At 72.2% G+C, this 12,598-nt stretch carries 11 protein-coding genes; 6 read left to right on the top strand and 5 right to left on the bottom strand.

Features of this window, described 5'->3' with window-relative positions:
- Position 1: 1 nt before the first annotated feature.
- The 4 genes from VA596_RS36575 (at position 2) to VA596_RS36560 (ending at position 2,854) form a co-directional block, all read left to right on the top strand.
- The gene (locus VA596_RS36575; protein WP_323333358.1) at positions 2 to 346 is read left to right on the top strand and encodes a type VII secretion target; all 345 of its coding nucleotides are present in this window, start codon (positions 2 to 4) and stop codon (positions 344 to 346) included.
- The gene (locus VA596_RS36570; RefSeq protein WP_323333356.1) at positions 343 to 930 is read left to right on the top strand and encodes a YbaB/EbfC family nucleoid-associated protein; all 588 of its coding nucleotides are present in this window, start codon (positions 343 to 345) and stop codon (positions 928 to 930) included. The genes VA596_RS36575 and VA596_RS36570 overlap by 4 nt, the downstream gene beginning before the upstream one ends.
- A gap of 110 nt (positions 931 to 1,040) precedes the next feature.
- Positions 1,041 to 1,583: a GNAT family N-acetyltransferase gene (locus VA596_RS36565; RefSeq protein WP_323333355.1), complete on the top strand. Its 543-nt coding sequence runs from the start codon at positions 1,041 to 1,043 to the stop codon at positions 1,581 to 1,583.
- Positions 1,580 to 2,854 carry an MFS transporter gene (locus tag VA596_RS36560; RefSeq protein ID WP_323333353.1) on the top strand — a complete coding sequence of 425 codons (1,275 nt, stop codon included), beginning with the start codon at positions 1,580 to 1,582 and terminating at the stop codon, positions 2,852 to 2,854. The genes VA596_RS36565 and VA596_RS36560 overlap by 4 nt, the downstream gene beginning before the upstream one ends.
- 147 nt (positions 2,855 to 3,001) lie before the next feature.
- Here the strand turns inward: VA596_RS36560 and VA596_RS36555 are convergent, their stop codons facing one another.
- Together VA596_RS36555 and VA596_RS36550 are read right to left on the bottom strand one after the other, a co-directional pair.
- Positions 3,002 to 4,222, bottom strand: a complete 1,221-nt coding sequence (locus VA596_RS36555; RefSeq protein WP_323333351.1) for an SGNH/GDSL hydrolase family protein — start codon at positions 4,220 to 4,222, stop codon at positions 3,002 to 3,004.
- 369 nt (positions 4,223 to 4,591) lie between these two features.
- On the bottom strand, positions 4,592 to 4,855 hold the full coding sequence (locus tag VA596_RS36550) for a hypothetical protein (protein WP_323333349.1): 264 nt from the start codon (positions 4,853 to 4,855) through the stop codon (positions 4,592 to 4,594).
- Between the two features lie 217 nt (positions 4,856 to 5,072).
- Here VA596_RS36550 and VA596_RS36545 point away from each other — a divergent pair, with 217 nt between their 5' ends.
- Positions 5,073 to 7,424 (top strand): alpha-L-fucosidase, encoded by a 2,352-nt coding sequence (locus VA596_RS36545; RefSeq protein ID WP_323333347.1) that lies wholly within the window; start codon positions 5,073 to 5,075, stop codon positions 7,422 to 7,424.
- Positions 7,425 to 7,434: 10 nt separating this feature from the next.
- Here the strand turns inward: VA596_RS36545 and VA596_RS36540 are convergent, their stop codons facing one another.
- From VA596_RS36540 to VA596_RS36530, 3 genes are read right to left on the bottom strand one after another with little or no spacing between them, the layout of a single operon-like run.
- On the bottom strand, positions 7,435 to 8,610 hold the full coding sequence (locus tag VA596_RS36540; protein ID WP_323333346.1) for a 4-hydroxybenzoate 3-monooxygenase: 1,176 nt from the start codon (positions 8,608 to 8,610) through the stop codon (positions 7,435 to 7,437).
- A 27-nt stretch (positions 8,611 to 8,637) separates the two neighbouring features.
- Entirely contained in the window at positions 8,638 to 10,134 is a 1,497-nt protein-coding gene (locus VA596_RS36535) for a glycosyltransferase family 39 protein (protein ID WP_323333344.1), read from the bottom strand.
- Positions 10,135 to 10,174: 40 nt separating this feature from the next.
- A complete protein-coding gene (locus VA596_RS36530; protein ID WP_323333342.1) occupies positions 10,175 to 11,503 on the bottom strand; it encodes a type III PLP-dependent enzyme domain-containing protein in 1,329 nt (442 codons plus the stop codon).
- Positions 11,504 to 11,584: 81 nt separating this feature from the next.
- On the opposite strand from VA596_RS36530, the gene VA596_RS36525 reads away from it, so the two are divergent.
- Positions 11,585 to 12,466 (top strand): LysR family transcriptional regulator, encoded by an 882-nt coding sequence (locus VA596_RS36525; RefSeq protein WP_323333340.1) that lies wholly within the window; start codon positions 11,585 to 11,587, stop codon positions 12,464 to 12,466.
- Positions 12,467 to 12,598 lie beyond the last annotated feature (132 nt).

Raw genomic sequence — 12,598 nt, 5'->3', positions numbered from 1 at the left:
CATGACAGCGGGCGGCTTCGAGGTCGACTCGGATGACCTGGTCGCGCACGCGAGTCACGTCGACGGTCTGGTGGACCGGCTGAACACGGCGGTCTCCGCGTCGGATTCGGCGATGTCGGACCACGCGTACGGGCTGTTGTGCGCGTTCCTGCCGCCGATCATCCGGCCGACGGGTGAGCAGGCGCAGGACACGCTGAAGGCGTCGATCGAGGGTGTGACCGGGCTGTCGGACAACGTCCGGACGGCCGCGCAGTCCTATCGCGACGGCGAGGAAGGCAACGCGCAGCCGTTCGAGCGCCAGCTCGCGGCTTCGCCGCGAGAGGCTGAAGCGAAGGTGAAGGCATGACGAGCCCCAACGGCTCGAACGCGGGGCTCGGGGACCTGATCCGGGACCCCGACGAGGCGATCCGCCGGATGGACGACTGGGCGGCCGGGTTCGCGGCGAAGGCCGAGCGTTACCAGGCGGCCCAGGCGGAGACCGAACGGCTGCGGCTGACCGCCACGAGCGGCGACGGCGCGGTCAGCGTCACCGTCGGCGCGGACGGCACCGTCACCGACCTGACGTTCTCGAACAAAGTCAAGTCGTTCCCGCTGGAGGAGCTGTCGCGGGCGATCCTCACCACGATGCGCCGCGCGCAGTCCGGCATCGCCGAGCGCGTGGCCGGCGTGATGGCCGAGAACCTCGGCGACGAGGACCGTGACACCCGCACGGCCCTGCTCGACTCGCTCCGCGGCCGGTTCCCCGACCCGGACGAGCCCGACGACCCGGCTGCGCCGCCGGCCGCGGGCCCGCCGCCCGTGCCGCCCGCCCCGGCCGGGGGCGCCGGGATCCCGCCGGCGTCGTCGACCCCGTCGACCCCGCCGGCTTCACCGCCGCCGGGCCGGCGTCCGGGCAGCGACCCGGACGAGCAGGACAACAACCCCTGGTGAGCTGATTCGCCGACGCTTCGGGGGCCACACGGCCCCCGAAGCGCGCCAGGACGTCCGTTACCGGTCCTTCGGCGGTCGACAGCGGGCTTTCCGAGGTCGACACTGGGCCGATGACCGGCCTGATCACCGGAAGCCGTGTCCGGCTGCGGCCCGCCGCAGTCACGGACGCCGCCCGGTTCGAGGAGATCCTGTCGCATCCCGATGTCGCCCGCTGGTGGGCCGACGCCGAGGAGCCGGTGGCCGCCCAGGTGTCCTACCTCTTGGACCCCGACGAGGGCACCACGACCTACGCGATCGAACACGACGACGTCGTCGTGGGTATCGAACTGGCGTTCGAAGAGGCCGACCCGCAGTACCGGCACGCCGGCATCGACATCGCCGTCCACCCGGACTTCCAGGGGCACGGCCTCGGCTCGGACGCCATCCGGGCGCTGGCCGAGCACCTGTTCACGGTGCGCGGGCACCACCGGCTGGTGATCGACCCGGCCGCGGACAACAAGGCCGCGATCAAGCTCTACGAAGCCCTCGGCTTCCGGCCGGTCGGCACGATGCGCTCCTACGAGCGCGGTCCGGACGGCAGCTGGCACGACGGGCTGCTGATGGACCTGCTGGCCGAAGACCTGGTTCCGGTGGCGGCATTGGCCGGCGCGTGAGCACGGAGGCGGTGCCCACCGCGCCCGGGCAGCTGCGGCGGGTCGCCGTGGCCAGCGCCATCGGGACCACGATCGAGTGGTACGACTACTTCATCTACAGCACCGCGGCCGCGCTGGTGTTCGGCAAGCTCTTCTTCACGACGCTCTCGCCCGCGTCCGGCACGCTGGCCTCGTTCGCGACGCTCGGCGTCGGCTTCCTGGCGCGCCCGGTCGGCGGGATCCTGTGGGGTCACTTCGGCGACCGCGCCGGCCGCAAGGCGATGCTGGTGCTGTCCCTGCTCCTGATGGGCGTGGCGACGGTCGGTGTCGGCCTGCTCCCGACGTACAGCGCGATCGGTGTGTGGGCGCCGATCCTGCTGCTGGTGCTGCGCTTGCTGCAGGGCCTGAGCGCGGGCGGCGAGTGGGGTGGGGCGGCGCTGATGGCCGTCGAACACGCGCCGGAAGGACGTCGCGGCCGGTACGGCGCGTTCTCCCAGATCGGCGTCCCGGCGGGGCTGATCCTCGCGCAGCTGGTGTTCTTCATCCTCGGCAAGTCGCTGACCGACGCCCAGTTCGCGTCGTGGGGCTGGCGGGTGCCGTTCCTGCTGAGCATCCTGCTGGTCGGCGTCGGCCTGGTGATCCGGCTGCGGATCGAGGAGAGCCCGGTGTTCGCGGTGCTGCGCGAATCGGCGGCACGCAGCCGCCGTCCGATGGTCGACGTCTTCCGCGAGCGTCCCCGGGCGCTGCTGGTGGCGTCGGGGAGTTTCATCGCGAACACCGCGATCGGCTACATCTTCCTGGCGTACCTGTTGTCCTACGGCACATCGGTGCTGAAGATTGACCGCACCACGCTGCTGGTGGTGGTGATCGTGGGCAGCGTGACGTGGCTGGTGAGCATCCTGGTGACGGCCGCGTGGTCCGACCGCGTCGGGCGAAAACCGGTGTACCTCTGGGGTTCCGTACTGCTGGTGGTCTGGCCGATCCCGTTCTTCCTGCTGGTCGACACCCGCCAGGCGGTCTGGCTGATCGTCGCGGTGGTGGTGCTGAACATCGGCCTGGGCGCGACTTACGGGCCGCAGTCGGCGTTGTTCGCGGAGCTGTTCGAGCCGCGTTATCGCTACAGCGGCGCGTCTTTCTCGTACGCGGTGGGCGCGGTTCTGGGCGGCGGCTTCGCACCACTGATCGCGACGGCATTGCAGACTTCGACGGGGACGTCGTTGTCGGTGTCGTTGTATCTGGTGGGAGTGGCGGTACTGAGCCTGGTGGCGGTGATCTTCATCCCGCGTGAGTGATCACGGCTGGTCGCGCGACTGGCGCGGCGGGTTGGCTGGTTCGCCGACCCACCGCGCCAGAGTTGTTGGTGGTTCTGGGGTTCTGGCATCGCCGGGTGTTGGGCAACGCTGCTGTTCGGTCGTGCGGGCCTTACCCCGCGTGAGTGATCACAGCCGGTCCAGCCGGACCGCCGCCGCCATCCGCTCGTAGCCCGCGTCGCCTGGGTGGAGGTGGTCGCCCGAGTCGTAGGCCGGCAGCATGCGCAGCGGGTCGGCCGGGTCGCGGACCGCCGCGTCGAAGTCGACCACCGCGTCGAACACCCCGCTCGTGCGGATGAACTGGTTCACCGCCGTACGGGTGGCCTCCAGCGTTGCGTCGTAGACGGCCCAGCCCTTGAACGGCGTCAACGTGCCGCCCAGGACGCGGATGCCGCGGGCGTGGGCCTGCGCGACCAGCTGGCGGTAGGCCGACGTGATCGCGTTCGGGTCGGTCTGGTGCGGGTCCTGCTGGATGTCGTTGATGCCTTCCAGCACGATCAGCGTCCGCACGCCGCCGACGCCGAGGACGTCGCGGTCGAAGCGGGACAGCGCGTTCTGGCCCGCGCCGCTGCCCGGGACGTCCAGCAGGAGCCGGTTGGCGCTGATGCCCGCGTTCTGCACGCCGAAACGGCCGTGCAGCCGGTCGGCGAGGTAGTCCGGCCAGCGGTGGTTGGCCCCGGCGGTCGAGCCGACGCCGTCGGTGATCGAGTCGCCCAGCGTCACCACCGTCGCCTCGGCGCTGCCCTGGACGTCCACTCCGGACACGTAGTGCCACACCGATGTCTGCTCGTTGTAGGGGGCGCCCGACTCGCTGGCGGTGAAGTCGCCGGCGCGGGTGAAGTACGACGTCTGCGACGCGGCCGGGTGGTAGGTGACCGGCCCGGACTTCGTCGGCACGTAGGTCGTCACGAGCAGGTTCGCGTCCGCGGGGACCCGCAGGCTCACCGGGTCGCTCAGCACCTCGGCGCCGTTCGGCACGACGGCGCTCGCCGCGCCGCCGAACGTCAGCGACCGCAGCGTGCCGGGCACGGCGTCCGGGCCGTTCGCCTGGACCGCGACGGTGACGTGCCCGAACGTCACGGCGCTGGTGCCGAAGGCGTTCGAGAGGTGGATCCGGGCCCGGCCGCCGCCGACGCTCGTGTGCACGACGTTGCGGATCGAGTAACCGGGGTAGCCGTCCGGGGTGTTCGCCACGCCGGAGGCGGGTGCCGCGGCCCAGGTGCCGGTCCAGCCGCCGACGGCGTGCTGGGCGAGCACCGGGACAGCGCTTTCCGGGTTCGCGCTGCCGGACGTGGTGAGGAGGCCGAATCCCGTCAGGACGGCCGCGCTCACGGCCAGGAAGCGTCGCATGCCCCCACGGTCGCCCGCCCGCGCCGGGTCGGGGACCGCTGATCAGGTGAGCAAACCGGACAAGATCCCGGACAGTGGGGGACGGACCCGCCCGGGATTCTGGGGATGCCGGGCGGGTCCGTGCGAGGTGGCCGTTGCCGCGACGGCCGCTCGCCGGAGTGCCCGGTCCCGATCGAGGCGGAGGCTGGCCCGGATCGTTGCTTCGTGGCAACCCCGGAGGGCGTGTGCGAGAACGCCCTCACCCCAAGCACGGCTGCCACCGCCGAGAGGTTCAGCGTATTGGCCGGAATTCTCCTGGCGCGCCCCGAAAAGCCGTGAAGGCCACCTTGAGGGACTCAGAGTCTCTCAAGGTGGCCTTCACGGAACGTGTCAGGCGGCGGCGGGGAAGACGCCCAGCGCGCGGTGGCCGGCGTCGGTCAGCTCGGCGGGCGACCACTGGCCGGGCGCCACCACGACGGCGGCGCGGACCAGGCCGGCGCGGGCGAGGTCGTGGGCGGTGTTCTGGTCGCAGCACGACAGTCCGTCGACGCGGAGGTCGGGTTCGCAGCTGCAGCGGAGCTCCGCGCGGCCCTCGCCGACCGCCTTGAGCATGGCGATCGCGCGTCGGCTCAGCGCGCTCGGGTGGGTGGACATGGTCTGGCCTCTCGGTCCGGCTGGTTCTGGTGCGAGTGCTGCAGCTCGTCACTGAGGAATACGCGCAGTACGCGAGCCCGGTTCACTTTGATCGAGCCTCTTGACACGGGGAAGGCGGACGAGCAGGGTCAGTCATCGGATGAATCAGCTCCACTGACCACAGATTGGCCCACTGGGGGGCCAGTCTGCCCGTACTCATCCGATCCCTGGAGGTTCAGTGACGACCTTCCCCCGCCGTCAAGCCCTCGGCCTGGCCGCCGGAGCCGCCGTGGCGCTGAGTGCGGCCGGCCTGACGCCCGCCGGTGCCGCCGTGCCCGTCGACGCCGCCGGCGACACGCCCGACACCCCGATCGTCCCGCCCCCGCCGCCCGTCCCGGTCCCGCTCGACACGTGGTTCTCCAACGACGGCATCGACAGCGCGTCCGCCGCCGGCGGCGACTTCGACGGCTCCGGCTACACCTTCCCGGCCGAAGGGCTGCCGGCCGGGCAGACCACCACCGTCGGCGGTGTGCCGTTCCGGCTCGGGTCCGCGGCCGCCGGGGCGAAGAACAACGTCGTCGCCACCGGCCAGACGATCGACCTGCCGAAGGGGCGTTACTTCGTCGCCTACTTCCTGGTCGCCGCGAGCTACGGCACCACCGGCGGCACGGCGACCGTGCACTACGCCGATGGAAGCACCAGCGCCGGCTCCCTGTCCGGCCCCGACTGGTACACCGGCAGCGGCGCGCTCGTCTCGCCGTTCCGCTACGCGCCCGGCGGGGTCGTCGACAACAACCCGGTTTCCCTGGCCACCGGCCAGGTCTGGGTCGACCCGGCCCGCGACGCCGTCGCCTTGACGCTCCCGACCACCGCGGCACCCGCGCCGAACGTCTCGAGCCTGCACGTCTTCGCGCTCACCCTGCAGCCCGTCGCCGTCGGCCGGTCGGCGCTGGTGCTGGACGGCCGTTCGACGGCGAACCTGCTGACCGACGGCGGTCCGCAGGCCGCCGAGGCGACCGTGGTCAACGCCGGCACGGTCTGGCTCGGCGCCCGCGACCGCGTCTCGGTCACCCTCGACGTCCCCGGCGGCCGCACGACGGTCCCGGCGACCATCCGCGCGCTCGCGCCGGGGGAGCAGGCGACGGTCCGGCTCGGCCTCGCGCCGAACGCGTCCGTCCCGCCCGGCACCACCACGAACGGCCAGCTCCGCGTCACGGCCGGGCGCGGCACCCTCGCCACCCAGCAGGTGCCGGTCACCCTCGGCATCCCGGACTTCCGGCCCACCGACGCTTCGCTGTCGACCCACCGGGCACCGTACTGGTTCACCGACAGCAAGTTCGGCATCTTCATCCACTGGGGCGTGTACGCCGTGCCGGCGTGGGCGCCGGTCGGGCAGCAGTACGCCGAGTGGTACTGGCAGAACCAGCAGGACCCCAGCGGCGCGACCTACGCCTACCACCGGGAAAAGTACGGCGAGAACTTCGTCTACGACGACTTCATCCCGATGTTCACCGCGAAGAAGTTCGACCCGCGCGCCTGGCTGAAGCTGATCGCGGACGCGGGCGCCGAGTACTACGTCCTGACGTCGAAGCACCACGACGGTTTCGCCTTGTGGGACACCAAGGTCAGCGACCGCAACTCCGTGAAGCTCGGCCCGAAGCGCAACGTCGTCGCCGAGCTGTTCGCCGCCTCGCGCAAGTACACCCCGCAGCTGCGCAACGGCCTGTACTTCTCGCTGCCGGAGTGGTTCAACCCCGACAACCCGTGGATGGGGCACGCGCCGCGCAACCCGTACACCGGCGCGGCGCTGCCCTACACCGGGTACACCGCGGGCAAGGACTTCGTCCGCGACTACCAGGCGCCGCAGGTGCTCGAGCTGATCTCGGAGTTCGACCCGGACGTGCTGTGGTTCGACATCGGCGGCGACAACGACAGCCGGACCGTGCTGACGGAGTACTTCAACCACGCGAAGAACCGCCGGCACCCCAAGGACGTCACCTACAACGACCGCGGCGGCATCCCGGACCACGACTTCACCACGCCCGAGTACACGACCTACCCGAACACGGTGGTGGCGAAGTGGGAGGCGAGCCGCGGCCTCGACCCGTTCTCCTACGGCTACAACCGCGCGACGCCGGACGACAAGTACATGACCGCCGAGGAGGTCGTCCGCACGCTCGTCGACATCGTCTCGAAGAACGGCAACTTCCTGCTCGACATCGGCCCGGACTACGACGGCACGATCCCGGCGGTCATGCAGCAGCACCTGCGGGACGCGGGCGCGTGGCTGAAGGTCAACGGCGAGGCGATCTACGGCACGACGTACTGGTCACGGATGGCGCAGCTGGGCGACCTGCGGTTCACGGTCAAGCAGAACGACGCGTTCTACGTGCACTCGCTCGCCGCGCCGGGCAGCAGGCTGGTGGTCGACGCGCCGGTCCCGATCCGCACCGGTGACCGCGTCACGCTGCTGGGGTACCGCGGGAACCTGCACTGGAGCGTGGAAAACGGCTCCCTGGTGATCGACGTCCCGGCGGCCGCGCGCCAGTCCGGCCGCTTCGCCTGGGTGTTCAAGATCGCCTGGTCCTAGCTGTGTCTTCCTAAAGATCGGCGTTGCTGCCGATGTACAGCTCCGCGAACGCCGCCGCCGCGGCCGGGGAACCCAGCAGCCGGCGCATCCGCGCTTCCGCGATGCGCGCCAGGAACGGGTTCTCCGCCGTGGCGGCGGTCTGGTGGAAGACGTCCGACAGCCACAGCGAGAACTCCTGGTACTGCCAGACCAGGGGCAGGCAGGCCGCCGAGTAACCGGCCAGCCGCGACGGATCCCCGGCGTAGTGCGCCTGGAACGCGTCGGCGAGCAGGAACGCGTCGTGCAGCGCCAGGTTCATGCCCTTCGCCGCGATCGGCGCGACCAGGTGCGCCGACTCGCCCGCCAGGTGCAGCCGGCCGTGCGACATCGGCTCGACGACGTAGTTGTGCATGTCGAGGATCCGCTTCTCGATCAGCCGTCCCTCGGTGATCGGGCCGTCCGGCACGGCCAGCCGGGCCTGCAGCTCTTCCCAGACGCGCTCGTCGGGCCAGTCGGCCTCGGTCTCGCCCTCCGCCGTCTGCAGGTAGAACCGCGTGACGTCCGGCGTGCGGGCCATGTGCGCGCCGAACCCGCGCGGGTGGATGCCGAAGAGCACGCCGTCGGCCGAGGGCGGCGCCTCCGCGAGCAGGGCCAGCCAGCCGATCCCGTAGTCGTGGTGCGCTTTCACCGTCGATTCCGCCGGGAAGTGGCCCTGCGTCACCCCGCGGGCGCCGTCGCACCCGGCGACGAAGTCGCAGTCGATGCGGTGCTCGCCGCCGGCGGTCCGAAACGTCACCGCCGGCGAGGCCGACGTCAGGTCGTGCAGCCGGACGTCGGAGACCTCGAAGACCGCTTCGCCGGTGTACTGCGCGACGAGATCCGTCACCAGGAGTTGTTGCGGGTAAACGAAATGCCGCTGCCCGGTGACGTGACCGTAGTTGAAGGTGTGTCGCCGCCCGGCGAACCGGAACTCGAACTTCTCGTGCCGCGGCGCCTTCGCGACGAGCTGTTCGCCGAGGCCGCGTTCTTCGAGCCCGCGCACGGCCCACTCTTCGATGAACCCGGCCCGCGGCCGCTGCTCGATGAACGCGCGGCTCTGTTCTTCGAGCAGCACGCAGGCGATCCCCGCGCGCCGCAGGAGGTTCGCCAGCGTCAGCCCGGCCGGACCCGCCCCCACCACGACCACCGCCGTGCGCGTCGCCACCATGCGCCCGAGCGTAGCGAACCGGGCAAATCAGTAATAGTGCCGCAGCTGCGGCCACGCGGCCGACCACGGCCGGGTCAGCGTGCCGCACAACGAGATGGTGACCCCGTCCTCGTCGTTGTCGAGACCTTCGGCGTTGTGGTTCATGACCACCGTCCGGCAGCCGGTGATCAGCCGCGACGCGGGGGAGCCGCGCTCGAGCCGGCCGATCAGCAGCACCGGCCCGACCAGCCGGTCCGGCGGCGGACCCCAGTCGGCGAAGGACATGTGCGGCGAATACGGCTGCGGCAGCCCGCGTTCGGGCCCGTAGTACTCGAGCGCCCCGGCTTCGCCGTAGTTGCCGGCGAGGATGACCGCGGTGTCCTTGTCCGGCACCTGCGCCCACGCCGCCGCGACCGTGTCGGCGAACTCCGGCCAGCCGACCTGTTCGCCGGATTCCTTGTTCACCGCCAAAACCGGGCCCAGCGCCGGAGCCGGGAGCACCGGGAGTCCGATGAGGACGGACACCACGACGCACACCGCGGCCGCCACGCCGGTCAGCGCCCGCGCCACCGTCCCGGTCCGCGCCAGCCACCGCAGCGCGGGCACAGCGCCGAGCGCGACCAGCGGCAGCAGCAACGGCACCGAGTAGTACGGCTTCCCGCCCAGCGCCAGCAGTTCCACGCAGACGACCGGGTACGCGATGGCCAGGGCCCGGGCCCAGCGCACCCCGGCGTCGCGCCACGGCCGGAGCAGCCCGGCGACCCACACCGGCACCAGCACCGGTGACAGGTAGACCAGCTGCATCGGCACGAACAGCACGCGGTTCTGCCCGCCGTCGTCCTCGCTGATCCCGCTCGCGACGGTGAGCATCGGCCAGCCGTGCGACGCCTGCCAGAGCACCACCGGCGCGGTCAGCACGGCGGCGACGCCGACGCCCGCGGCGAGCCACCAGGTCCGCAGCACGCGGCGCGGCCCGGCGACCGCGACGCCGATGCCGAGCCCGGACAGCAGGAGCAGCACCAGCCACTTGTTCATCATGCCGAGCCCGGCCGCGGCGCCGACCGCGAGCCACCACCGGCCGTCGCCGGTGCGCAGCAGCCGCAGGCCGAAGAAGGCGATCAGCGACCACAGCAGCATGTCCGCGGTGTTGGTCGCGAGCATGTGCGAGACGACCAGCACGTACGTCGACAGCGCCGTCGCCACCGCGGTGAACAGCTGCGCGCCGCGGCCGCCGCCACCCTCGCGGGTGATGAGCACGACGACCACGACGGTCGCCATCGCCAGCAGGGTCGCGACGGCCCGCAGCCCCATCGGGGTCTCGCCGAACAGCGCCGTCGACGCCCGCGCGAGCCACGGCGTGATCGGCGGCTGGTCGACGTACCCCCAGGCCGGCCGTTTCCCGGCGGCGAGGAAGTACAGCTCGTCGCGGTGGAAGCCGTAGCGGCTCGACAACAGGGTCAGCACCACGGCCTGGAGCGCGACGACGACACCGACCGGTAACGCGGCAAAACGTGGCAGTGACCCGGATTCGCGACCGGCCCCCATGGCAGTCTCCCCTCGGCGTGCGAGGAGCGTACGCCGTGGATCACCCGTTCGGGAGCGCTCCGACGTATTCGCCGCCCGCGTCCGCGACCAGCTCTTCCAGCGACTGCGCGCGGCGGATCGGCGTGAAGCGGACTTCGCCGTCCACGCCGATGTCGAACCCGTGGACGGCCGGGCGCGGCAGCGTGTTGTAGGCGTAGTGCGCGCCGAAGTAGTACGCGCCGGTGTCGTGCGCGACCACGAGGTCACCGGGTTCCAGCAGCGGCAGCGGCCGTTCCCGGGCGAGGAGGTCGCCGGCGAAGCACAGCGGCCCGGCGACGTCCTGCGGCACCTCGGGTCCGGTCTTCGGCGTGCCCGCGGCGTCGTGCGCGCTGAGCCGCAACGGCCACAGCTCCGGCTGCAGCACCGTGCGCGCGGCCACCTGGGCCCCCGCGTGCGTCACGGCGATGTGCCGCCCGCCTGCGACCTTCGTGTACTCGACGGCGCTGACCAGGAAGCCGTTCTTCGCCAGCAGGGACCGGCCGAACTCGGTGACGTAGGTGTAGCGCCCGTCGGCGAGCGCCGGGACCCGCGCGAGCAGCGTCTCGACGTAGTCCGCGTAGGTGGGTCCCGGCTCGTCCGAGGTGAAGTCGACCGGCAGCCCGCCGCCGAGGTCGATGCTGGTGACCTGCCGGTAGCCGGCTTCGGCGTTGATCTCCTCGGCGAGGGCGTGCACGGCGGCGACCCCGTCGGCCATCAGCCCGGGCGGGCAGCCCTGCGAACCGACGTGGACGTGCAGCCGGGTCAGCCACGGCCGGTGCGCGAACGCCTCGAGCAGCAGCGCGCGACCCCCGTGGTCCCGCAGGGGGATGCCGAACTTCGACGACGCCGTCGCGGTGCTCGTGTCCCCGATCCGCCCGGCCCCGACCTGCGGGTTGATCCGCAGGCCCAGCACCGAGCGGGGCGGCGCCGAGCCGACGAGGCGGTCGAGCCGGGCCAGCTCCTGGAAGTTGTCGGCGTTGATGGCGGTGCCCTCGGCCAGGGCGTGCGCGAGCTCGCCCGTGGTCTTGGCGGGGGAGTCGAGCACCAGCCGCGGCCCGCGGAGGCCGGCGGCCTCGGCGACCGCCGTCTCACCCGGGCTGGCGACCTCGGCGTCGATCCCGAGGTCGCCGAGGAACCGCAGCAGGGGAGCGAGCCCGCACGCCTTGGCGGCGACGGTGTGCTGGACGTGCCCGAGCGGGGCGAAGGCCTCGGTCAGCTCCTCGACGGCCGCGCGGAGGCCGGCGAGGTCGACGAACCCGGCCATCGGGTCGACGAGCCGCCGGTCCGCCGCGGCGGTGAGGGCGAGCAGCCGGCGGTCGGTGCGGGCCGGGGAGGCGCTGGTCGTGGTCATGCTCCAAGCACAGCAGCGCGAGGCCGCGCCGGTCCAAGACGCAGACCCGATGAAGGCATAGGGCGCGCCTATAATGGCCGGGTGGACCTGCGCCGCTGGCACTACTTCGCCGTGCTCGCCGAAGAGATGCACTTCACCAGGGCGGCCGCCCGGCTGTTCGTGTCGCAGCCGTCGCTGAGTCAGCAGATCCGTGCGTTCGAGGCCGAACTGGGCGTCGCGCTGCTGGACCGCTCAGGTCCGCGGTTCGCGTTGACGGACGCCGGCCGCGTCGCGGCGACGGAGGCCCGGGAGCTGCTGGACCGCCTGGACCGGGCGCGGGGCGTGATCGCCGCGGCCGGCCGCGGCGACTCGGGACGGCTCCGGGTCGCGTACACGCGCTCGGCTCCGGGCCCGCTGGCCGGTGACCTGGTCGCGGCGTACCGCGCGCGCTTCCCGGGCGTCGAGCTGGCCCTGGAGACGGGCTGGACGAGCCTCAACCTGACCCGCCTGGCCGCGGGCGAGATCGACCTCGGTTTCGTACGCCCGCCGGTCACCCACCCGGGTGTCGAGGTGGCCGCGGTCGGGTCGGAGGAGGTGCTGATCGCGCTGCCGTCGGGCCACGACCTCGCCCGCCGCCGCGGCCGCCTGCGGCGCGCCTGGATAGCGGGGGAGCCGGTGGTGTTCTGGCCGCGCGAAAACGGCCCCGGGCAGTACGACGCGATCAGCGCCCAGGTCTGGCCGGCCGGCGTCCCGCCGATCGTCCGCGAGGAACCGGAGGACGAGCAGCTGATGCGCGCGGTGGCGGAGGGTTTGGGCATCGCGGCGGTCCCGGAACACCGAGCGCGGGCCTTGCGACGCCGAGGTGTGGTGCTGCGCCGGCTGGAGGACCCGGTGCCGCGCATCGACCTGGGTCTGGCCTGGCGGCCCGGCGCGATTCCCCCGGTGGTGCGGGCTTTCGTGGACCTCGCGGCGAAAATGCCGTGAACCGTCGAGGAGCCAGGCGCGCTCGATTCGGCGAGGATCGGCTGCCGTGCGGCCTTGGTGGGGTCGGTGGTGCGGGCTTTTGTAGACCTCGCGGCCGCTGACGGACCCGGGTGATTGCTCCTCTTGGGTAGC

Origin of the sequence: Amycolatopsis heterodermiae (genome assembly GCF_034929455.1) — a bacterium.
Lineage (GTDB): Bacteria > Actinomycetota > Actinomycetes > Mycobacteriales > Pseudonocardiaceae > Amycolatopsis > Amycolatopsis heterodermiae.
This window is presented reverse-complemented; position numbering and strand designations above follow the sequence as displayed.